Here is a 20,672-nt window from a genome sequence, read left to right on the forward strand (position 1 = left end):
AGAACCGGTGCCCCCGTCGCACATTTTCCCGCAGGCGTACTGCGGGACTGCGAAAAGGGATCTGCAGGATATAAAAATCAGAAACTATTTTTCACCAGAAAACCGGATGGGTACACTATGGAAGAAGTCGATTCCGAAGCTCTGGCCGATGTGGCCTATGGCATCTTCGAGCATCTCCTCACCCGGACCCTCCAGGAAAAGGGAAAATATCTCTATGCTCTTGTTGAAGGAGGACTTGACTTCACTGCGGACTTAAACGAAACGTTCCAGAAGTTCGGCAACGAGTATCCCCAGCTGGCAGAAGCACTCAACGGCCGTTTTGAATCCGTGGAAAAGATCTATGCCCTGCTCTGTGCCGGGGAGGGTGTCGTCCCGTCCCGGACCACGCAGATGTACTGGATTGTCCAGGACGCGCCGGGCAGCGCACCCGAAGCAATCGAAGACGAGCACGCGGGAAAGTGGCTGATCTTCCAGGAGCCGGACGCTGCGGACGATGCATGGAAAAAGGTCCGGGATGCGACCGTTTCCCTCAGCCTTGGGATCTCTGCGAAGGTTAGTACCGCAAAACCCAACCCCGACTCGCGGGACAACCGCAGGGTCATTTACGTGTACACCAAAGACTGGGCTGACGAAGCCGATGTGATGCGGGTGCGGGAGCACTTAAAGTCCCTCGGGTTTGTCGACCGGATCGGCTACAAGCGCAACCTCGAAACCTTTGCCGGGGAATATGCGCAGAAAGGGAAACGCGTTACGTATTACTCGGCATAAGTTTGGGATAAATCCCTAAAAAAATATTAAAAAAAAAAGAAAAGAAACGTTACGCTTTTCGTTCCTTGTTCTTCGGCCGCAGGTTCTTGTACCCGCACTTGCGGCAGCTGGTCGCACGGATTGCATTGCGTGCATTGCAGTGCATGCATATTTTCACGTTGAGGAGCCGGGATTCGGCTTCGGGGAACTTTGCCATGGTATGTATTCACTCCTGTCTGCCCTTATAACAATGTTCTTCGATCTTTTAACCGTTTGTATCCCATTCGTTACTGCAGGTGACGATCTGCATACCAGTCCCTGAATGCGGCAAGGGCCCGGGCGCGGTGCGAGATGGCGCTTTTTTCTTCGAGCGGGATCTCGGCAAGCGTCCGCCCGGCAACCTCAAAGATCGGGTCATACCCGAACCCGGCCGTGCCCCGGGGTGCGGTCGTGATCGTGCCGCGGATGGTGCCGGAAAAATCGTATATTCCGGTGCTGTCGGCATACGCAATCGCGGTCGTGAACCCGGCGCTGCGGTCCGCGATGCCGTCCATGAGCCGGAGGATTCCCTGGTTTCCTATCGCATTGAGCACGTACGCTGCGTACGGCCCGGGGAACCCGTGGAGTGCATCGATGGAAAACGCCGTGTCGTCAACAATGAGCGGCTCGTTTAAGACGCCGAAAGCATAGCGGGCCTTTTCACGCGCGATCACGGCAACGTCATCGGACCGGAGTTCGGGGATTTCGAGCGCCACGTGCCGGACGGTTGCCGTACCGGCAAAAAAGGCGGCAACCTCTTTTGCCTTGTGGGCGTTGCTGGTGACTATGGTAAATGCGAGGGTGGTCACAGGTATCTCCCCCGGAGTTCGATCTCTTCTTCGCGTTTGAGTACCTCGGCGGCACCGGTAAATGTCTCTGCGTACCCCCGGGCAAATGCGGTTTTGAGTTCGCCGGCCTCTTCCGGGTTGGTGCTCGAAAGGGTCTGGAACATGACATGGATGTCCACCCCGCGCTGTTCGATCTCGGTGGTGACCTGCGCGAGGCCGAAATCGATTAAGACGCACCTGTCGTCGGTTGTTCGCAGGATCATGTTGCTCGAAGTGAGGTCGCCGTGCATGATCCCTGCCGCATGAAGCCTGCCGGCCGCGCGGCCGGCCTCTTCGCAGTGCGCTGCACCAAGGGATTCGGTAAGAAGCGTTCCTGCGATCTGCTCCATGACAATCGTGTCGTGCGTGATGTCGCGGATCACCGGTGTCGGGACGCCGGCTTTGCGGGCCATATGGATGAGCCGGGCTTCGGCCCGGGTCCGCTCGGCGATCAGTCTTTTATCGAGTGCCGGGGCCCGGTACTGCTTGGACTGCCGCTGTTTTACTGCATTCCCGTCCTTAAACGTGACAACGGCCTCGGCCCCGCGCCTCTGGAGAGCACTTGCCTGTTGTGCCGTTTCTGGAGCGCGGTGCTCGTCATGTTTCCATGTCACTTTAACTTCATCGGAGCGGAAACTGGGGTTGACCCGGGACTCTTCGAGTGAAAGTGCCTGCCCGCTCTCAAGCATCAGTTTTCCCGTGTACGCGATCATCGCGCCGTTATCGCCGAGATATTTTCGCTCGGGGACAAAAAATTTCGCGCCCCGTTCTTCGCACATGACCGCAAGCATCTCCTGGAGCCGCGCATTCGCGCCAACTCCCCCTACCAGGAGCACCTCGTCTTTTCCGGTCAGCGAGAGTGCCCGTTCGGTTACTTCAACGCACATGGCAAACGCAGTCTCCTGGAGACTGCAGCAGACATTCGGAAGCTGCATCTTTGCATCCTTTGCAGCGGAAACAAGGCCCGAGAACGCGAGGTCCATGCCCTTGACCGTGTACGGGAGTTCGAAATATGTCCCGGTCTTTGCCTGCGCCTCGATCAGCGGCCCGCCCGGGTGGGGAAGGTCCTTTGCCCGGGCAAACTTGTCAAGGGCATTGCCTACACCGATATCGAGCGTCTCTCCAAAGATGCGGTACCTGCCGTTGAGGTACCCGATGACCTGCGTATTTGCCCCGCTCGCATAGAGCACGATCGGGTCTTTGCATCCGGTAGCCCAGCACCCGATCTCAACGTGGGCCACGCAGTGATTGACACCGGCAAGCGGGACATCGAGCGCGAGCGCGAGCGACCGGGCCGCAGTTGCAACCGTCCGGAGGCAGGGGCCAAGGCCGGGCCCCTGCGAGAAGGCAATGCCGGTGATCTTCTCCGGCTCGGTAAGGACCTCTCCGATTACTTCTTTTATGACAGAAGCATGGTGCTGTGCCGCTTCCCGCGGGTGGATCCCGCCATGTGCGGGCGAGTACGGGCGCGAACAGAGTGCCAGAAGATCGGTATCAAAAAGAGCGGCGCTGAGGTTCCATGCTGTCCCCTCAATGCCAAGAATCTGCCCAAAAGCAGGCATCGGATGATCTTATTTCTTGAATTCGGTGTATCCGCACTTTCCGCAGGTGACGCGATCCTTGTGGTCGGCCATCATGACGCCGGGTCCGCAGCGGGGGCAGTACTTCTTTGCCGTGCTGACCTTGTCCCCTTCAATCTTGAAAAATGCGCTGCGCGACGGACCTTTTGCTGCTGCCTTCTTTGCCGCTGCCATAATTACGCAGCTCCTTCCTCTTTGGGCTTGGGCATGCCGCGTGCAGAGAGGTACGGGCGCTCGGTTTTCTTCTTTGCATCTTCCGTATCGTATACACGGGCCTGGCCGGTGACGACCATCTTGCCAAAGTTGCTCTTGAGGCTGTCAAGAACCACCAGGGGCTCTTTTACATTGGCCAGTGCGCACAGCTTGCCGATAATCTGCGTGCGGGATGGTGTGGCACCGTCATATGTGAGAGTAAACTGAATCTCTCGCCGTGATAAAAGTTCATTTCTTTTATCGCTCTCGATCTTAAAGTCCATCGGATATCCTGTAATTATAGGAAACCGTGTTATTTAAAACATGACCCTGAAGGAATGATGTCGTGTTATCCCGAGAAAAAGTAAAAAAAATCCGGCAGATTCACCCGGGTTAATCGACCCGGGTGAACTGCGCAAGCAGACTGATGGCGGCAGTTTTGGCTGCGGCATCGATCGTGCGGAGCACGACCCCTTCGCGGGGCTGGCCGTAGAGAAGGACCGAGGAGTCCGGCGCGGCGATGACAAGCGGGATTACGGCAAGATCTTCCTCGCCATCAACAAGGATGGTGGCCGGGGGATGGGCGAGGGCATCGTACAGTGCCTGGATCAGTTCGTCCGTGATCGTGCCGGGCGGGTTTTTCACCCGGATGCAGGTACCTTTCACTTCCGGCAACCGGTCGCAGGGCGAGCGCATGGTCTGCCCGTCGATTACGGCAATGGCCGGGACGATCCCGTTTTTCTGGAGGTTGTGGGTGACGACATCCCCGACGGCGTATATGGTACGGCCCGCAAGGCTGGGGAGGGCAGCTTCGATCTCCGGGTAGAGTGTCCCGAAGGGATCTTTGAAGAGCCGGCGGGATTCGTCCGGGAGTACAAACATTCTTTTAGCGGACCTTCAGCGCATAGCGCCCGGGCAGCTTGATGTTCATCCTCTTTGCAACATCGGAGTTTTCCGGGTCGATGATGACAAGGTACCCTGACCAGTCATCGGTCAGGTTTGCCGTACCGCAGATCACGCAGTTCTCGCCCTCGACAACCCGGTGGCAGTCGCGGCAGACTTTTCCCTGCTTCTTCTTATTCGCTGGCGGCATGGTCTTTCCTCTTGCTCTTGGGCTTCTCGGCCTTTTCCTTCGGGGCCGCGGCACCGCCCGCTGCTTTCTCTTTTTCCTTTTCGATCTCTTCTTCAAGCCAGAGCGTTGTGCCAAGGCCGGCCTGCCGCATGGTGAGCCCGATCTTGCTGTCGCGCGGCTCGCGCTCGTTTAACGAGAGCGTCACGACGCGCACGCGCACGGTATCCCCGACCCCGATAAATCTCTTGGAGTCCTGGCAGATGAGCCGGGCGTTCTTCTCGTCGAAGTTGATGTACTCGTCGGAGATCTGGCTCACGTGGAGCATCGCATCGATCGGCCCGAGGCTGACAAACGCCCCGAAACTCGTGGTTTCGACCACGAGCCCTTCAATGACTTCCTGCAGGGCGAGGCGGAGCACGAGCCCTTCGAACTTTACATCGTAATAGACGCCGCCGTCCCCGGGAACGATCTCGCCTTCGCCAACATCCTCGACCTTGGTCACCGCGATAAAGATCCCGAGCTCCTTGTCGATGCTCCCTTCGAGCTGTTCCTGCAGAACCTCAAGGATGACCTTTTCGAGTTTTTCTCCCAGCCTGTTGGGGGGAACCCTGACTTTGTCTTCCAGCATCATCTTGTAATACATATATCCCACCTTATCTCCGCAATATCTCCAGTTTTTTCTGTTTTCTCATGGATATAACCCCGATCCCCTGTCCGAGCAGTGTGTCCCGCACCCGGCGGTCGTTGGTAACGACAAGACCGCGCTCTTTTGCAGCCCAGATAACAATCTGATCGTCCACGGGAAGGGACGGGTCGCCGCTCTCTTCGACCGTGCACCGGCCTGCAAGGGCAAGGCCGAGCCGGGCCGCAGCCCCGTCGGGGGATTTGGCCCGGGAGAGTCCTTCCAGTTCGCGCACGACACCTGAGAGGACGATCGGCTCAAAGCTGCCCAGCAGTTCGCGGATCTCTTCGATGAGATCGATCTTAAACTGCGCCGGCATCATGAGCGCGTTTGCGTCCAGCAGCACTTTTACTCGGCCAGGACACCCATCCCGATTAAGCGCCAGCGTGCTCCCACCTGTCTGCTGATGGCGATCCGTGCGCCTTTTTCCGCACAGACCGGCCGTTTCAGCTGCACTTCGACTGCCTCTTTCTTGGTGCTTGTAACAACGCCCACGGTCACTGCGGTACCTACTGAAAGCATGAGCGGTTCGTTGAACTTTAAGGGTTCGATCACCAGCTCGCTGGTCGCTCCCACGACCCGTTCCATAAGCGTGACCTGGCACCGGATCTTGTCCCATACCGGGGGGAGTTTACCGGTGTGACCGACCACCTGGCCGGCCAGCGCATCGCTTTTAGTGAGTGCCGGGTCAAGTTTTGTCCCGACTCCCAGAAGGCCGCCCGGGGTAGCCTCGTCCACAACTTTTGAACCGGCATTAATCGATGTGACTTCCGTGATAATTGGCATCCATTTGATCCGGTTTTCGACCTGCATCTGCCGGCCGGGCCGGATTTCGATGGAATCGCCGGCGCGGAGGATGCCCCGGATAAGAGACCCTCCGACAACGCCGCCGCTGACATCTTTCCAGTTACAGCCGGGCTTGTTGATATCAAATGATCGTGCAACAAGCATCATCGGATCTGCGCTTGGATCGCGGACCGGCTCCGGGATGGTCTGGTCCAGCGCCTGCACGAGCGCCCCGATATTGATCCCTTTCTGGGCAGATACCGGGATGATCGGTGCATTCTCGGCAACGGATCCTTTCACAAATGCCTTGATCTGCTGGTAATTTTCCAGAGCCTCTTTCTGGGAGACGACATCGATCTTGTTCTGGACGATCACGATCTTTTTTATACCGACCAGACCCAGCGCCATCAGGTGCTCCTTGGTCTGCGGCTGCGGGCATTTCTCTGTCGTTGATATGACAAGCATCGCCCCGTCCATCAGAGCCGAACCGGAGAGCATCGTTGCCATCAGGGTCTCGTGTCCCGGTGCGTCGACAAACGAGATAGACCGGAATGGTTTCCCCTCTCCCCCGCATATCGGGCAGACCGGTTTTGTGGAGTATGCATCGGGGCCTTTGCAGTGCCCGCATTGGTAAAATGTCGCATCTGCATAACCGAGGCGGATGGAGATCCCTCTGCGGACCTCCTCGCTGTGCCGGTCGGTCCAGGTACCTGTGAGCGCATTCACGAGCGTGGTCTTTCCATGGTCGACATGGCCCACAACCCCGATATTTACGCTGGGGATTGTCACATCATGCAAATGAAATCGAACCTCCTTATCCTATCTCTCCCAAGCATACTTATACATAACCCGGGATCCGGGCCTCTTTTGGATGACAAATCCCTATAAAAATAAAGAGCCCCGGGTCACGGCAGGAAATGCTCCGGGCAAAATACCGGAAACGGTGTCTATCCCCCGCCTTCACAGCTCTGGTCAATGTTTTTGAGCGATTCCTGGAGTTCAAGGCCCGCGGCATAATCGCGTTCCCGGCGGATGATCTCTTTTGCATCCTCATGGATCGCGGGCTTTTCACGGTGTGCCTCTTCTGCCGGGATCAGCAGGTCGATCCGGTACAGAAGATGAGTACTGTCGAGTTCGGCAAAACGGTTCCCGCTCACCTGTTCGATCCGCACCACAGAACCGGTTGTTCCGGTGCGGGGGTACCTGACCCGCATACCAAGGGAGATCTCATCTGCTGCCATACAAAGAACATGAGGTTATTGCGGTATAGATAGATTATGGCCGGAACTACCGGGCGGATAACGGATCGGCAATTGTTAAAAAACGAGTGATAAGAAAATATTAGTTGATGGTGAGTCCCTGCATCACTGCGGACTCAGGTACATCGAATGTGGCACCGGTTCCCACGATCCGGTATTTCCCGGTCGCTTTCACATCATAGGGATTGCCGGTTGTGGAATAGGGAACGACAAATTCACCGTTGGTGCTCTGCTGGCGGTACGTGAAGTTCCTGCCGGTATTTGAGACCAGCGGGACTTCGATGATTCCCGATCCTTTGATGTGTGCGCCTTTGACGTATTCAAAGATCTTGACATACTTCAGGTCGTTCTTGTTGGATGTGAATACGTTGGTTGGCGATTCATAGACAAGGCGGTAATGCTGCAGGGCCGGGACATCTGTCACCGGCAGGATAAGGGAAGAACTGAGTACCGCCGCATGGTACCCGGCCGGGGCATTTTTATTATACTGCGCAGCTTTTGCCGCCGCCGCTGTGACGTTCATGGCTTCTGCATTGGTGAGGACCGGGTAAGAGACATGCGAGACACTCTCGTCGGCATATTCCACGTAGTAGGCGGCACTTGCCGCGGTCATCGAACCGTCGAAGTTGTGGAGCCGGGAGATCATTGTGTTGTAGTAGAGATCGGTGTTGAGGAGGGCCGACTGGTACCCGGTGCCGGTCTGGTCGGGTACAAGGACCGTCATCTGGTACGGGGCTGCGGCTGCCGTAGAGTTATACCAGGTGGCCATAGCCCAGAACTTACCGCTGTCCATCTCAACATCGGTGATTATGTATCTCGTTCCGTCGTGGTCGAGGATTGCATCTGCCGTCGATTCGTTGGTTGCCATGAAGTACGCTGCAGAACCGTCAGGACCGACAACTCCTGCCTGGAAGGGGTTTGCGTTGGGGATCCTCTTTGCTATGTACGTGATCATATGGCCGTAATCCCACCACGACATAACCCCGTAGGATGAGTTCGGGTAGGTGAAGGACTTCTTATCGTAAACGGTGAGATAACCTACACCTGTCTGTGGGGTGTTGTTCTCCATCCAGACCAGGGAGTCCCTCCAGTCCGAATTCATCATCAGGGCGCCGCTGGATGCATTGGTATAACTGTACGTGACCGAAGTATACACAAAGAGACATCCGATACCGGCAAGAACCGCGATCAGTGCAACTACAATATATTGTGTCGATGTGACCGCAGGGCTTTTCTTTGGTGACTTTTTCTGCTTTTTCCCTTTCTTCTCATCAGCCACATCCTCGGATGCAGCAGCCGGTGCAGTACCCCTTGCAAGGCTTAAAAGATCTTTCCATCCGAGTTCGAGGACAAATCCGATACAGAGTGCAGACAGGAGGGCAATGTTGATGGCAAGGTAATATTCATACCGGACATGCTGGCAGGTGGAATACAGAACAACCGCGGACCATACCAGTACAAAGGTATCGTGGGGCCGGTTTTCCTTAAAGAAGATCCGGTACAACAGCACCAAAAATCCTCCGATCATGAGGATAAGCCCGTAGTTAAAGGCTGCCCAGGCATTCGCCGTTGTCCAGCCCCGTGCTTCCTGAACCGTATCTGTTACCGGTGCCTGGCCGAAGAACTGGAAGGCTGCACCGGTAAGCATATCAAAGATCTGCGGGCTGATGACGTACAGTATCGCAGCTCCGATTCCCGCAAGGGCAAGGAGGGCAAGAGGATAATAGATGTGCGCCTTTCCCCTGAGGTACCGGGCCAGCAGGTAAAGGGCGGCTGTTCCTGCGATGATTGCAAGATATGCATAGACATGTGCTATGGAATACGTTGCAAGTGAGAGGCCGGATGCTTTAAATCCAAAGATTACAAGTCCGATGATTGCTACGCTGAAAATTACTGCATTTGAAACAAGCAGGTACTCGCTTGGGGTGTCACGCCAGGAATTGATTACAAACTGGATGACGGTGAATACCACCACGATGAGGGCGAACACGATCATCGTGGGCATTAAAAAAAGCCCGAGAAGATAGGCTATTCCGGCAAGAACGGACAGCAGTGCCGTCTTTTTCCAGGATGCGAAGTCTTTCAGATCGATCTTCGCATCTTTCTCTGAGATCAGGAGGTAGATGTAGGCCAGGCAGAACAGGGTCGAAAAGAGGACTTCCCCGATATGGTGATCGAAATACCCATACAGGGACCGGTAAAAAAATTGTCCGGATACGATGGCAGTAAATCCCGATGCAAGAAGGCCGGTCTTCCAGTCCCCGCAGAATTTGCCGACATAATACATCAGGACTACGGTTATGGCCGCCATGATTGGCGGAACAAAGAGGCAGGCCCCGATGATCTCGGGGCGGGTCACTGCACCGGCAATAAGGCAGGCAAAACCGGAGATATAGATAAAGAGCGGACCCCAGTAAATGTCAGTCCCATTTGGGTACTGCGTCATCGGGTCAAACCATGCATACGTGAAGTGGTTGGCAAGGAGGGACTCGACCTGCCTCAGGTTATAGAGCGGATCGTCGCTTCCCACCAGGAGGAGAATATCGGTGTGCCCACCGGACAAAATCATGGGCAACAGTCGGATCCACAGGCAGAAAACGACAAAAACCGCCACAATCCCGGCGATAAAAAGATTACGACGATTCAGAAAATCCAGATGTACCATAAATCGAACCTATCCTTCACGTATTAGCTCAGTGTTTGTAGCATTAATTATTTGGATAGAGAGATCTCTTTTAAATTTTTAAGGATCGATTCCATTTGGCGGGCCTTTTCCTTCCAGCTATACTGACTGACATCAATCTTGAGAACAACGGGTTTATCCATCAAATATTTTATATGCGTAATAAACTCTTCCTGAGTCCGATAGACAAATAGGTTTTTTCCCGCAATCCGTTCGACATCGGGTATGGGGCGCATTATAATTGGTTTCCCACAAGCCGAGTATTCAAAAAATTTGTTTGGCAGGGCAATATCTTCCCACTGTGGTGGCGAAAGGGGGATAGTACAGACATCCATGCAGGAAATATAGTCGGGAAGTTCTGTATATGGTCTGGTCCCGGTGAAGATTATCTGATTGAGTACTCCTAATTGTTGTGCAAGTTCACGTAGTTTCGTAGCATAATCAGTGAATAGTGAATCACCGACAATAAGAAGGCGCGTATTTTTTCTGTAATGCAGCAGGTCGGGGAGCGCCCGGATCATCTCATCGATTGCATACCACCTTTCAACACTTCCTGAGAATCCTATCACGAAGTCATCGGCACCAATTCCCAGCCGGTGCCGCATCTGCAGGCCGTTTTTGGGAACAAAAATGTCTGTATTAACACCGTTTGTAATGAGATCTGCAGAAAATCCCAGTTTTTTTAGTTTATCCACAAGCGAAGGAGATACTGTGGTAATTCTATCACTTGAGACAAGGTTGTGCCGGGTAATCTCCCAGACACCTCTCCTAACGGTATTGGCAAGAAATTTGTTTTTGAAATAAGCTGCAGCCGAGTCCGGGAACCAGTCTTTGAGATCGAAAAGGACCGGTATCCCATTTTTCTTTGCCGCTGAAATGACGGCAGATCCCGCAAGAATATGGGCGGCAACAATAACATCGATTCGGTTTTCACGGAGGATCTTGTTGAAGATATAATAATGATAAGGAGCGTTAATGGTGTAATGCAGGAATGGATTTTTTATAGGGAATTGTGTCGCCTCTTCAATAATAAGCCGGGTTTCACGTGTTGCACCCCGGCTGACATGGAAATGGGCGACATGGACTTCATGGCGGGTGGCGAGTTCTTCGAAAATGTAATGGTGCCGCGAAGGAATTGGGTGATGAATGTAATCCTGAGTGGAGACAAGTAGGATTCTCATAGAAATCTCACTAGTTCTGGCAATGGATTGGCGGGTTAAATGTTCCTTATATTTTTCTCGTGCGAACCATTATCAAGATCGAGGGGAGTTCCCGTATATGAGCCGGACAGTCGATGGCAAGCATATGAGCCGGCACATCTTATAATCCAATCGCTCCTGCTGCGACCAACGCACCGATTCTAATCTCAACAACGGGATGTCACCTCTCATTTGATAAGGGTTCCTTACCTGAACACCGCATCGTCTCCCTTTTTGTTTCAATAACCGTAGTAGTTGCCATGTTTACTCATAAGAGTACCCCTCGTGTCACCGGTTTAAAACCCGAATGTTTTTTCTGTTTTAGCCCCCTTCACTCACTCCACCGTCACGCTCTTTGCAAGGTTTCTTGGCTTATCAATATCCCTTCCCAGAGCAACTGCGGTCCGGTATGCCAGAAGCTGGAGAACCACAAGACTGGTGAGTACTTCGGTAAAGTATGGCGTCTTTGGCAGGGGGATAAAGAGATCTGCAATCTCCGGCAGATCAGGATCCCCGGCTCTGCCGAGAGCAATCACGGGGGATCCCCGTGCCTTGATCTCCTTGATATTGGAGACCATCACATCGTAGGTCTCACCGGACAGGCAGATGGCGATAACCGGTGTTTCCTCTGAAAGGAGGGCAAAAGGCCCGTGTTTTAACTCTCCCGCTGCAAAACCCTCTGCGTGGATGTATGAGATCTCCTTCATCTTGAGGGCTCCTTCCAGTGCAACCGGGTAGAACGGGCCGCGCCCGATATAAAACATACTCTTTGCATCTTTACACAGATCAACGGCCGCGGACAGGTCCATTAACAGGACTTCCTCGATCGCCTGGTGTGCATGCAGGAGGGTCTCCGTGTATTTCCCCTCCGACCGGGCATCGACAATCCGCATGAGAACCGCAAGCTGGGCAACAAACGATTTGGTGGCAGCAACGCTGATCTCCGGCCCGGCCCGCATAAAGAGCGTTGCTTCGGCAACCCTGCTGATGGAACTTCCCAGCACATTGGTAATGGCAAGGGTCCGGCAGTTATGTGCCCGTGCCTGCCTGATCGCGATAAGCGTATCCGCGGTTTCCCCTGACTGGGAAATTCCGATGACCAGGCCCCCGTACGGCGGGGGAAAATACCGGAATTCAGAGGCAGCATCGACACGCACAGGAATGCCGCAGGTCTCTTCGAGCAGGTACTTGAATATCAGCCCGGCATGGTACGAGGAGCCACAGGCCACGACGCTGATGGAATCAGCCTGGCAGGCAAACCGGGGGATCCGGTTTTTGTCGTCTGCCAGGACCGTGGCAAAAAAGGCCTGCGGCTGTTCGTAGATCTCTTTTACCATATAATGGGGAAATCCGCCTTTCCTTACCTCATCGGGCGACCAGTCGATCAGCTCCACGGCACGGGTGACCGGCTGTCCGGCGTTTGTGATCGCTATGCCGGTTCTTTTCAGGCAGGCAAGATCGCCGTCTTCAAGGAAAACGGCCCGTTCGGTATATTCGAGAACCGGTGTCATATCCGATGCAGCAAAGTATTCCCCGTCGCCAATACCGAGCACCAGGGGACTCCCGGACCGGGCTGCAACAAGCAGGTCCGTACGTTTTGCAATAACGAGCAAAGCGTACGACCCCTTAAGCTGAGGCAGGGTTTCCTGTACCGCAGCCGCAAGATCGTGAGATTGTGCGTAATGTTCTTCGATGAGGTGAACCACGACTTCCGTATCCGTTTCCGAGCGGAAGGAGTGGCCCCGTGCAATGAGTCCCTTTTTTAATTCCCCGAAGTTCTCGATGATCCCGTTATGGACAATGGCTATCTCATCCCTGCAGTCCGTGTGGGGGTGGGCATTTTGATCGTTCGGGACGCCATGGGTTGCCCACCGGGTATGCCCGATGCCAAGGGTGCCGTGCAGTTGGATTATTTTTGCGTATTCCGAGATCCGTCCCTGGTGTTTTTCCACCTCGAGACAATCTCCTGTTGTCGCAATGCCAAACGAATCGTATCCCCGGTATTCGAGTTTTTTTAAGCCATCAAGGATCAGGGGACCTGCCTGCCGTCTCCCGATATACCCGACAATGCCACACACGTTATATCACCAGGGTGCTATCAGGAATAATACGGGAGATTACGTTTTGGTCGCTGTCCGAAACGACATTGTTCCCGAGGATGCTGTTGCTGATCCGGGAGAACGGGCCGCAGCGGACATGGTCGCCAATGATCGCCCCGAACCCGGTATGGACCGGAACCCCTTCGATTTCCAGCAGGCCCTCCGCTCGTCCTGTCGAAGTATGATCTCCAAGCGTGCAGCGCTCCCCTATAACGGCATCCACGATCCGGGAGTGCGAGGCAATGCATGTATCGTCCATGATTACCGAATTCCCGAGAAGGCTTAACGGCTCCACGGTGACCCGGGATCCGAGGCTGGTGTTCGGGAGGATACAGCAGTTCGGCCCGATCGTGCAGTCGTCACCGATGATCACCGGCCCGGTAATCACCGTATTGGGGCCGATGGTCGAGCCCTTCCCGATCTGGACCGGCCCGGTGATTGTGGCCTGACGGCTTGCGACGCCTTCACGGGCTGAAGGCAGGTGCCGGAGGAGCCGCTGGTTTAATGTGAGCAGGTCCCAGGGGTAGATAGCATCCTGCCAGTCATCGGCGGGGACTGCACGGATAAAAGTGCCTGCATCGATCATACCGGCAATGACATCGGTCATGTCGTTGCAGTGATTCTTTTGGAACACCTCTCTGGTGAGGGAATAGATGCCGGTGCTGACCTGGAAACTGGCGGCATGTTCCGGTTTTTCCACAATGCTTTCTGCTCTGCCGTCACTCACGGTTACAACGCCGAAATTCGACGGGTGGGGATGCTCTTTGACAAGAATAGCATTTTTGATATCCTTGATCCGTGCTATGGACTGCGCATCGATATAATTATCCCCGGGCAGGAGAAGGAAATCCCCGTGGATATTATCTTTTGCCTGTGCGAGTGCATGGGCTGTTCCGAGCTGTTTTTCCTGCACGACCACGGTGACCGGGATGTCGAGCTGGTTTAAGTAACGGGTCACCTGTTCCTTGCGATATCCGACAACGACTATGATCTCCCGGATGCCGTTTTTCATGAGTGCATCGATCGTGTACGCGATGATCGGGCGGTTGGCTACCGGTATCATCGCCTTGGGGCGGCTCCACGTGAGCGGCCGGACCCTTTTTCCCTCTCCTGCTGCAAGGATAACTGCCTGCATTGTTTTCACCTACCTGATTGTCGCATTCTCTCCGAATTTACCGTGAATATACGAACCGGGTGCAAAATGGGCCCCGCTGCCGATCACCGAACCCACGTTGACCGAGCAGTTGATCCCAAACCGCACGTTGTCCCCGACAACCGCCCCGAACTTCGTATGCCGGGTATCGTGACCCGCCACCCTGACCGGGGCATGGTCGTGCCGGAGGTTGGCTACCTTGGTCCCGGCGCCGAAGTTACAGCCGCTCCCGATGACAGAATCGCCGATATAATTAAAGTGGGGGATTTTTGTCCCTGGCATAATAATGGAATTTTTCAGTTCCGTACAGTGCCCGATGTGACAGTTATCGCCTATACTTGTGGCACCCCGGATGTAAGCATGGGGACCGATCTTACAGTTGTTCCCGATGATGCAGGGGCCCTCGATATACGTCCCCGATTTGATCACCGATCCTTTCCCGACAATGACCTTTCCGGAGGTGTACACACCCTCTTCTATGGTGCCGTCATTCTGTGCACCTGCCGGTTCCAGCAGCAGGGCATTTGCATCCAGCAGGTCCCACGGGTACCCGAGATCCCTCCACGACGGGAGCGGGACTGCCCGGAGCCGGTGTTCCTCTATGAGGGCCGTAAGCGCATCGGTGAGTTCGAGTTCCCCGCGTGATGAGAGCCCTACCTTTTCCAGCAGGTCGAAGATCTCCGGGCCAAAAAGATAGGCGCCGGCGTTAATGATGTTTGATTTCGGGTGCGCCGACTTCTCTTCAAGAGAGGTGACCGTATCTCCCTCCAAGAGCACGACCCCGAAGTCCCCGGGGTGATCGGTCGTGCTCGTACCCATAACCGGCGCCGGTGTCCGAATAATGCGGGAAATATCGGCACTCGAAAGGATCATGTCGCCGTTCATGGCAAGGAACGGTCCGGATACGAAATCCCGGGCCGAGAGCAGTGCATCGGCCGTTCCCGCCTGCTGCCGTTGTCGGCAATACCGGATCCTTACTCCCCAGCGCGAACCGTCGCCAAAATAACTGCGGACTTCCCGTTCGCCATATCCGACCACAAAGACAAACCCGGTTATGCCGGCGTCCTTTGCCGCGAGCACAAGGTGCTCCATCATCGGGCGGTTTGCCACCGGGAGCATCACTTTCGGGCGCTGTGCAGTGAGCGGACGCATCCGTTTCCCTTCACCGGCAGCCAGCACAACGCATTCCATACGTACCAAATCCTTCTCTCAAAGTTAAGGTGTTTTCCCCTGCATAAGGCAGGTTTTTGCCGCCCGCATCATCTCTTTTGCTGCATCGGGCGTTGTGCCCTCCGCCGTGATCCGGATCTTGGGCTCGGTCCCGCTCGCCCGGATGAGATACCACCCGTTCTCTTTTGCAACACGGATGCCATCGGTAGGTATAGCAGCGCCAAGGCCGGTAACTTTCTCCCGTGCCTTCTCATCGCGGAACGATTCGCGGAGAATCGTGTACGAAGGCATGGCATCCAGGCGTTCCGCTACATCGCATCCCGATGCGATCTCGCAGAAGAGCGCTGCGGCAAAGGGGCCATCCGGGCAGTAGGAGATCTGCGGGAAGATCCAGGCACCGCTCGGCTCCCCGCCGAAGTCCCCCCAGGACCGCAGCTCCTCCGAGACATAGGCATCGCCTACCGGCGTACGGCGGACTTCGGCAGTCTCCTCAACAAGCATCGAGGCATCGCTTGTCGTGACCACCCGTTTTGCATTGAGATGTTCGGCAAAGAGCATCAGGAGGTGATCGCCGTCGATATACCGTCCGCGGTTGTCGAACGCCATCATGCGGTCGGCATCGCCATCGTGCACAACCGCACACGCAGCCCCGGTCTTTGTTACCATCTCCCCCACGTACCCGAGATATTCTTTGAGCGGTTCCGAAGGCCGGCCGAAATATCCCATGGGATTGCTGGTAAGGCACATGGTCCTTGCGCCGGCCTCTTCCAGCATCGGGGGAGTCTGGACCGAACCGGCGCCGTTTCCGCAGTCGATAATAACAAAAAGGCCGGGATCTATGGAGACTTCGTCGAGGATCGCTTTTCGGTGGGGCGTGAGCACGTCAACAGAAGTTTCCGTTCCCTGCCTGCGCCAATCCGCCCAGTGCAGCTCCTTAAGCCGGGCCTCGACTTCCCGCTGCTGATCCTGCAGAAACGAGGAACCGTCCGGGTTGAACAGCTTGATCCCGTTGTACTCTTCGGGATTGTGGGAGGCGGTGATCATACACCCCGCCGTTGCCGTGCGGGCACTGTACGCGATTGCGGGGGTCGGGGCGATCCCGGCAAAGCGTGCCTGCCCGCCGGTCTCAAGGATGCCGGCAATTATTGCCCGGGCCAGGAGCGGGCTTGTTGTCCGGGTATCGGTTCCTACGATACAATCTGGAAAATGTTCGCCGAGCACGGCACCGACTGCCAGTGCCGTTTCCACCAGTGTCCGGTCAAACCTCTGTCGGATACCGGACGAGCCAAAAAGCATGTATGAGGGTGGGCGGTTTATATAAAAAGAGTTTTAGCCCCGGTTACCGCGACGGATCCGGCATGCACTCCGGTGCCTGTTTCCCGTACGGGCACCAGTGCTCTTTGTCCTGGAGCCGGCTGACCCCGGCGGTGGACGGCCCCAAAAAAAGGATGCGTTTTTTCCCGGCCCAGGTCTCAAGAAGCGTCCCGGTCTCCGGTGCAATCAATCCTTCATGGTTGATGAGGATCGTATCGGCTTCGTCCACCGTTCCGGTCACTGCCGGTCCCAGCATGTGTTCGATCGATGGCATTTTCCCGGCACAGTAGACCCGGTGGCCGGTTAACTCCCCTTCGAGTTCTGCCATGCAGGGAGCATGCGAGGCTTTCGGGCAGGAATGTAAAACGCGGGAGAGGCAGAAAAAACCGGTGGCTACATTGATAATAGCGCAGGCAGCGCCTCTGACATTCGGTGTTTCGAGAGGAACGCCGAACATGAACGAGATCTTGGTAAGCGCACGGATGGGCTCGTCTGTTGCAAACTCGGCGGTGCGCCCGCCGAACGTGGCGACCATGCAGGCGCCCCGTTCGTACTCGCAGAGCGTCCGGTCAGGATCGACATCGAGCCTGACCCCCATATCGTCGCAGCCGCATTGTGCAAGGTGCTCTTCCAGCCGGTTTACCGAATCGGTGATAATGTCCATTTTCCTGTCTCCGTTATTTCTGTGTCAGTACAACCCGTGCCGGTGCGCCGTCAAGGCCAGAAAGCCGAAGCGGGAGTGCAATCATTTCATATTCTCCTTCCCTGACTCCGGAAAGGTCGAGGAGTTCGATTACCAGGCAGCCGGCGCCAAGCAGCGTGCGGTGGACTGAGCCGTCGCAGACTGACGCCTCGATCGAGAACGAGTCAATCCCCACACATAGGACACCATTCTTCGTCAAAAGTTCCGCTGCATCGTTGGTGAGATGGGGGTAGTCTTCCCGGAACTGCGTCTCGCGGGAAAAGGCGGTCTTCAAGAGGATCCTGTTAGTTCCCCCAAGCCTGTCATCGAGCGCCGCTGCTGTAATATTGTTGCCGGCGCCGGTCACGTCGATTACCCGGCAGGGGCCGATCAGGTGATCGAGCGGGACGGTATCGATCGTGTCCCCCCGTTTCAGGTAATGGACCGGGGCATCGATGTGGGTGCCCGAATGGCTGCTCATGTGTATCTCGCTTACCAGGTACAGCCCTGCGTCCCGCTGGGAAAACTGCGAAGGTGCGTCCCCGGGATATGCCGGAGTAGTACTGGAAAGGGGTCGTGTGATATCGATAATTTTCATGGTTAGTTCTCCTCCCAGCCGTATTCCCCGATAAGCGGCACGAACCGGACGCCGCCGTGCCGCGCCTCGATAAATCGGCTGCCGTGCCGTTCGAGCACGACCAGGTCCTGAAGGGAGCGTCCGCCGACCGGGGCTACCAGCCGCCCGCCCTCACCGAGCTGGGCTGTAAGCGGTGCGGGAATTTGCGGGGTTGCCGCGGTTACGAGGATCCCGTTGTACGGTGCCCCTGCGGGATAACCGCGCGTCCCGTCCCCGATAATAATCTGTACGTTTTTTGCAACGATAGCAGCAAGGTTTGCCCGTGCGAGCGCTGCAACCCTCTCGATCCGTTCTATCGTGATCACGGTTTTTGCGAGCACCGAGAGGATCGCCGCCTGGTATCCGCTCCCGGCCCCGAGCTCAAGAACCGTGTCGGTATCTTTTATCCGGAGCAGCCCGGTCATGAGCGCAACAATGTAGGGCTGCGATATGGTCTGCCCGTTTCCTATCGGCAGAGGGTCGTCGGCGTATGCGTCCCGGTCGTACGGCGCCGGGACAAAAAGGTGGCGGGGGATCTCCCGCATTGCGGCAAGGACCCGTGTATCGGTAATGCCCCGGCCTGCGATCTGCTGCTCCACCATCCGGATCCGTTCTTCTGATCGGGGATACGCAGGGGGCATGGCCGTTTAATCAGAATCCTGCCTTCTCTGCCACGTCGATGGTGGCATCGATCTGCTTCTGGAGCGCTTCCGGAAGCCCGGTAATCGTGACATCGAGGAATCCCCGGATAATCGTAGCAGTCGCCTCGTCCTCGGAGAGCCCCCGGGACATCAGGTACTCGATCTCATCCTGCGCCAGTTTGCCCACCGCTGCTTCGTGCGAGAGCTCGGTGCCTACCACCTGGCCCTCGATCTCCGGGATCGCGTAGATTATCCCGTCTTTGAGGATCAGGCCCTTGCATTCGAGATGCCCTTTGGTCCCGGCAGTCTTTCCCTGGATATGGCCCCGGGACATGATCGTCCCGCCCTTGGTGATGGCCCGGGTCAACAGCTCCGCACTTGCACCTTTTCCTTCGAGGATCGCCCGGGACCCGACATCGATGAACGAGGTCGGGGACGCAATGGCAATCGTCGAGAACCGGGCAACCGAATTATCGCCTTTTAACGTCGCGGTCGGGTACATCTGGACTTTCTTTACCGGCTGCATGCAGACATAGTTCGAGAGGAAGACCCCGTTCTCCTCGACAATGGAGGCACTCCGCGGGAAAACTTCCACATTCTCGTTCCAGGTGTGGATCATGGTAAAGCTGACTTTCGCGTCCTTTTTGATGTAGAACTCGGAGACGCCGTAGTGCTTTGCACCGTTTCCTACATGCCCGCCGCTTGCACAGCCCGAGATCATGTGGAGTTCGGCCCCCTCTTCGGCGATGATAATATTATGGACATGCTGGATGGTCTCGCGGCCGAGGTACAGGCAGGCCTGGATCGGGAGGATATTCTTTGTCCCCTTGTGGGCGATGATCACGTATCCCTTCGGGTCGGGCTGCTCGGCAACGTATTTCGTGATCTCGTCTTTGTCTTTTGCAACAGCTTTCCAGACGTAATCTTTGAGCCATGCGTGTTTTTCCAGGGCTTTTTTGTACGACAGGACCTCAATGCCTTCCTCGCGGCATTCGGATTCTACGACGTCCTGGTCCATCTGGAGGTAACTGCCGCAGCGGTTCTCCAGGTTGAGATCGAAACCCGACTGGACGATCCGTTCCTGATCGTCTTTTGTGATCCCCGGTGTATTCAGTTGCGGCGACATTCCCGACACTCCGTGTATCCGCGTTCCTTGATATCTTTTAAGATCTCCCGGGGGTTCCCGTGGCAGCTGATCCTGCCGTCGCACATGACATGACCCTTGTCTGCGTCAAGGTAATCGAGGATGAATCCCGTATGGGTGATCACAAGACCGCTTTTTTCCCGCTTCATGATCCGCTTGTCTTTTTCAAGCAGGGTTCCGATGGCCTTACCGATCAGAGAGATGTTTTCGAGGTCTACCCCGCTCTCGGGTTCATCGAGCATCACAAAGTCCGGGTTCTGGATCATGAGCTGGAGCACTTCGCTCCTCTTGATCTCCCCGCCGGAAAAACCCTTGTTGATGTCCCGTTCCAAAAACCCGCTCATGTGCACCGAGTCTGCAAGGCCGGGGATGTCAACGGCCTTGTTGTGCGAGATGGCGGTGAGCAGCTTGCCGAGCTTGAGGCCGGAGATGGTGGGCGGGCGCTGGAAGAGCATCCCGATCCCCTGCCGTGCCCGTTCGTCGGCGTGCATTGCAGTCACGTCTTTTCCATTGAACGTGATCGTCCCTTTTGTGATCTTATAGCCGGAGAATCCCATCAGCGTCATAAGAAGCGTGGTCTTCCCGGAACCGTTGGGGCCCATGAGCACGTGGGTCTCCCCGGAGCCGATGGAGAGGTTGATGCCATGCAGCACCTCCTTCTCCCCGACATTCACATGCAGATCCCTGATATCCAGCATACGTGTAACCGGATGAGTGTTTGGCGATGGCTGCATTAAACGCTTTTTACTGTGCTAAGGGGAAAGGTCCCACCGCCCGGACATGCGGC

23 protein-coding genes are annotated in these 20,672 nt (G+C 55.8%); 1 reads left to right on the forward strand and 22 read right to left on the reverse strand.

Translation table 11 applies throughout. The features are described 5' to 3' along the window. The first annotated feature begins 117 nt into the window (after positions 1-117). A complete protein-coding gene (locus tag BP758_RS09155) occupies positions 118-768 on the forward strand; it encodes a putative phosphothreonine lyase domain-containg protein (RefSeq protein ID WP_292370570.1) in 651 nt (216 codons plus the stop codon). 49 nt (positions 769-817) lie between these two features. On the opposite strand, the gene BP758_RS09160 is transcribed toward BP758_RS09155, so the two are convergent. From BP758_RS09160 to BP758_RS09265, 22 genes are all read right to left on the reverse strand, one after another. Beyond that, the gene (locus BP758_RS09160) at positions 818-964 is read right to left on the reverse strand and encodes a 50S ribosomal protein L40e (protein WP_292370571.1); all 147 of its coding nucleotides are present in this window, start codon (positions 962-964) and stop codon (positions 818-820) included. Between the two features lie 70 nt (positions 965-1,034). Next, positions 1,035-1,595 (reverse strand): RdgB/HAM1 family non-canonical purine NTP pyrophosphatase, encoded by a 561-nt coding sequence (gene rdgB / locus BP758_RS09165; RefSeq protein WP_292370572.1) that lies wholly within the window; start codon positions 1,593-1,595, stop codon positions 1,035-1,037. Then, positions 1,592-3,175: a bifunctional N(6)-L-threonylcarbamoyladenine synthase/serine/threonine protein kinase gene (locus BP758_RS09170; protein WP_292370573.1), complete on the reverse strand. Its 1,584-nt coding sequence runs from the start codon at positions 3,173-3,175 to the stop codon at positions 1,592-1,594. Before BP758_RS09170 ends, rdgB begins: the two co-directional genes overlap by 4 nt. Positions 3,176-3,184: 9 nt before the next feature. Continuing rightward, the gene (locus tag BP758_RS09175; protein WP_292370574.1) at positions 3,185-3,367 is read right to left on the reverse strand and encodes a 30S ribosomal protein S27ae; all 183 of its coding nucleotides are present in this window, start codon (positions 3,365-3,367) and stop codon (positions 3,185-3,187) included. Positions 3,368-3,369: 2 nt separating this feature from the next. Then, the gene (locus BP758_RS09180; protein ID WP_292370575.1) at positions 3,370-3,669 is read right to left on the reverse strand and encodes a 30S ribosomal protein S24e; all 300 of its coding nucleotides are present in this window, start codon (positions 3,667-3,669) and stop codon (positions 3,370-3,372) included. Positions 3,670-3,778: 109 nt separating this feature from the next. Beyond that, complete coding sequence (locus tag BP758_RS09185; protein WP_292370576.1) at positions 3,779-4,267, reverse strand: GTP-dependent dephospho-CoA kinase family protein; 489 nt, start codon at positions 4,265-4,267, stop codon at positions 3,779-3,781. A 4-nt stretch (positions 4,268-4,271) separates the two neighbouring features. After that, entirely contained in the window at positions 4,272-4,478 is a 207-nt protein-coding gene (gene spt4 / locus BP758_RS09190) for a transcription elongation factor subunit Spt4 (protein WP_292370577.1), read from the reverse strand. Continuing rightward, positions 4,462-5,100, reverse strand: coding sequence for a DNA-directed RNA polymerase (locus BP758_RS09195; protein ID WP_292370578.1), 639 nt, complete (start codon positions 5,098-5,100; stop codon positions 4,462-4,464). Before BP758_RS09195 ends, spt4 begins: the two co-directional genes overlap by 17 nt. Before the next feature lie 10 nt (positions 5,101-5,110). Next, positions 5,111-5,485, reverse strand: coding sequence for a PIN domain-containing protein (locus BP758_RS09200; protein ID WP_292370579.1), 375 nt, complete (start codon positions 5,483-5,485; stop codon positions 5,111-5,113). Between the two features lie 2 nt (positions 5,486-5,487). After that, on the reverse strand, positions 5,488-6,723 hold the full coding sequence (locus BP758_RS09205; RefSeq protein ID WP_292370580.1) for a translation initiation factor IF-2 subunit gamma: 1,236 nt from the start codon (positions 6,721-6,723) through the stop codon (positions 5,488-5,490). Between the two features lie 149 nt (positions 6,724-6,872). Next, positions 6,873-7,166, reverse strand: a complete 294-nt coding sequence (locus BP758_RS09210) for a DUF2098 domain-containing protein (protein ID WP_292370581.1) — start codon at positions 7,164-7,166, stop codon at positions 6,873-6,875. A 100-nt stretch (positions 7,167-7,266) separates the two neighbouring features. After that, positions 7,267-9,753: an oligosaccharyl transferase, archaeosortase A system-associated gene (locus BP758_RS09215; RefSeq protein ID WP_394339200.1), complete on the reverse strand. Its 2,487-nt coding sequence runs from the start codon at positions 9,751-9,753 to the stop codon at positions 7,267-7,269. A gap of 143 nt (positions 9,754-9,896) precedes the next feature. Next, positions 9,897-11,048 (reverse strand): glycosyltransferase, encoded by a 1,152-nt coding sequence (locus BP758_RS09220; protein WP_292370583.1) that lies wholly within the window; start codon positions 11,046-11,048, stop codon positions 9,897-9,899. Positions 11,049-11,401: 353 nt separating this feature from the next. Further along, positions 11,402-13,144: a glutamine--fructose-6-phosphate transaminase (isomerizing) gene (gene glmS, locus BP758_RS09225; protein ID WP_292370584.1), complete on the reverse strand. Its 1,743-nt coding sequence runs from the start codon at positions 13,142-13,144 to the stop codon at positions 11,402-11,404. Position 13,145: 1 nt separating this feature from the next. Further along, positions 13,146-14,300 carry a bifunctional sugar-1-phosphate nucleotidylyltransferase/acetyltransferase gene (gene glmU, locus BP758_RS09230; protein ID WP_292370585.1) on the reverse strand — a complete coding sequence of 385 codons (1,155 nt, stop codon included), beginning with the start codon at positions 14,298-14,300 and terminating at the stop codon, positions 13,146-13,148. 9 nt (positions 14,301-14,309) lie between these two features. Beyond that, entirely contained in the window at positions 14,310-15,509 is a 1,200-nt protein-coding gene (gene glmU / locus BP758_RS09235) for a bifunctional sugar-1-phosphate nucleotidylyltransferase/acetyltransferase (protein ID WP_292370586.1), read from the reverse strand. Between the two features lie 24 nt (positions 15,510-15,533). Continuing rightward, positions 15,534-16,784 (reverse strand): phosphopentomutase/phosphoglucosamine mutase, encoded by a 1,251-nt coding sequence (locus BP758_RS09240; protein ID WP_292370587.1) that lies wholly within the window; start codon positions 16,782-16,784, stop codon positions 15,534-15,536. Between the two features lie 43 nt (positions 16,785-16,827). Further along, on the reverse strand, positions 16,828-17,466 hold the full coding sequence (locus tag BP758_RS09245) for a hypothetical protein (RefSeq protein ID WP_292370588.1): 639 nt from the start codon (positions 17,464-17,466) through the stop codon (positions 16,828-16,830). Between the two features lie 13 nt (positions 17,467-17,479). Next, the gene (locus BP758_RS09250) at positions 17,480-18,082 is read right to left on the reverse strand and encodes a cyclase family protein (protein WP_292370589.1); all 603 of its coding nucleotides are present in this window, start codon (positions 18,080-18,082) and stop codon (positions 17,480-17,482) included. Positions 18,083-18,084: 2 nt separating this feature from the next. Next, on the reverse strand, positions 18,085-18,741 hold the full coding sequence (locus tag BP758_RS09255; RefSeq protein ID WP_292370590.1) for a protein-L-isoaspartate(D-aspartate) O-methyltransferase: 657 nt from the start codon (positions 18,739-18,741) through the stop codon (positions 18,085-18,087). Between the two features lie 10 nt (positions 18,742-18,751). Beyond that, positions 18,752-19,867, reverse strand: coding sequence for a SufD family Fe-S cluster assembly protein (locus BP758_RS09260; protein ID WP_292370591.1), 1,116 nt, complete (start codon positions 19,865-19,867; stop codon positions 18,752-18,754). After that, positions 19,852-20,583 carry an ABC transporter ATP-binding protein gene (locus tag BP758_RS09265; RefSeq protein WP_292370592.1) on the reverse strand — a complete coding sequence of 244 codons (732 nt, stop codon included), beginning with the start codon at positions 20,581-20,583 and terminating at the stop codon, positions 19,852-19,854. Before BP758_RS09265 ends, BP758_RS09260 begins: the two co-directional genes overlap by 16 nt. Positions 20,584-20,672 lie beyond the last annotated feature (89 nt).

The organism is Methanoregula sp. UBA64 (genome assembly GCF_002502735.1).
In the GTDB taxonomy this organism is placed as follows: domain Archaea; phylum Halobacteriota; class Methanomicrobia; order Methanomicrobiales; family Methanospirillaceae; genus Methanoregula.

Excerpts from the sequence above, each read along its gene's own strand:
- BP758_RS09155 (WP_292370570.1), top strand. The coding sequence starts at position 118 with ATGGAAGAAGTCGATTCCGAAGCTCTGGCCGATGTGGCCTATGGCATC.
- BP758_RS09160 (WP_292370571.1), bottom strand. The coding sequence starts at position 964 with ATGGCAAAGTTCCCCGAAGCCGAATCCCGGCTCCTCAACGTGAAAATA.
- BP758_RS09170 (WP_292370573.1), bottom strand. The coding sequence starts at position 3,175 with ATGCCTGCTTTTGGGCAGATTCTTGGCATTGAGGGGACAGCATGGAAC.
- BP758_RS09175 (WP_292370574.1), bottom strand. The coding sequence starts at position 3,367 with ATGGCAGCGGCAAAGAAGGCAGCAGCAAAAGGTCCGTCGCGCAGCGCA.
- BP758_RS09180 (WP_292370575.1), bottom strand. The coding sequence starts at position 3,669 with ATGGACTTTAAGATCGAGAGCGATAAAAGAAATGAACTTTTATCACGG.
- BP758_RS09185 (WP_292370576.1), bottom strand. The coding sequence starts at position 4,267 with ATGTTTGTACTCCCGGACGAATCCCGCCGGCTCTTCAAAGATCCCTTC.
- spt4 (WP_292370577.1), bottom strand. The coding sequence starts at position 4,478 with ATGCCGCCAGCGAATAAGAAGAAGCAGGGAAAAGTCTGCCGCGACTGC.
- BP758_RS09195 (WP_292370578.1), bottom strand. The coding sequence starts at position 5,100 with ATGTATTACAAGATGATGCTGGAAGACAAAGTCAGGGTTCCCCCCAAC.
- BP758_RS09210 (WP_292370581.1), bottom strand. The coding sequence starts at position 7,166 with ATGGCAGCAGATGAGATCTCCCTTGGTATGCGGGTCAGGTACCCCCGC.
- BP758_RS09215 (WP_394339200.1), bottom strand. The coding sequence starts at position 9,753 with ATGATTTTGTCCGGTGGGCACACCGATATTCTCCTCCTGGTGGGAAGC.
- BP758_RS09220 (WP_292370583.1), bottom strand. The coding sequence starts at position 11,048 with ATGAGAATCCTACTTGTCTCCACTCAGGATTACATTCATCACCCAATT.
- glmU (WP_292370585.1), bottom strand. The coding sequence starts at position 14,300 with ATGCAGGCAGTTATCCTTGCAGCAGGAGAGGGAAAAAGGGTCCGGCCG.
- glmU (WP_292370586.1), bottom strand. The coding sequence starts at position 15,509 with ATGGAATGCGTTGTGCTGGCTGCCGGTGAAGGGAAACGGATGCGTCCG.
- BP758_RS09240 (WP_292370587.1), bottom strand. The coding sequence starts at position 16,784 with ATGCTTTTTGGCTCGTCCGGTATCCGACAGAGGTTTGACCGGACACTG.
- BP758_RS09245 (WP_292370588.1), bottom strand. The coding sequence starts at position 17,466 with ATGGACATTATCACCGATTCGGTAAACCGGCTGGAAGAGCACCTTGCA.
- BP758_RS09250 (WP_292370589.1), bottom strand. The coding sequence starts at position 18,082 with ATGAAAATTATCGATATCACACGACCCCTTTCCAGTACTACTCCGGCA.
- BP758_RS09255 (WP_292370590.1), bottom strand. The coding sequence starts at position 18,741 with ATGCCCCCTGCGTATCCCCGATCAGAAGAACGGATCCGGATGGTGGAG.
- BP758_RS09260 (WP_292370591.1), bottom strand. The coding sequence starts at position 19,867 with ATGTCGCCGCAACTGAATACACCGGGGATCACAAAAGACGATCAGGAA.
- BP758_RS09265 (WP_292370592.1), bottom strand. The coding sequence starts at position 20,583 with ATGCTGGATATCAGGGATCTGCATGTGAATGTCGGGGAGAAGGAGGTG.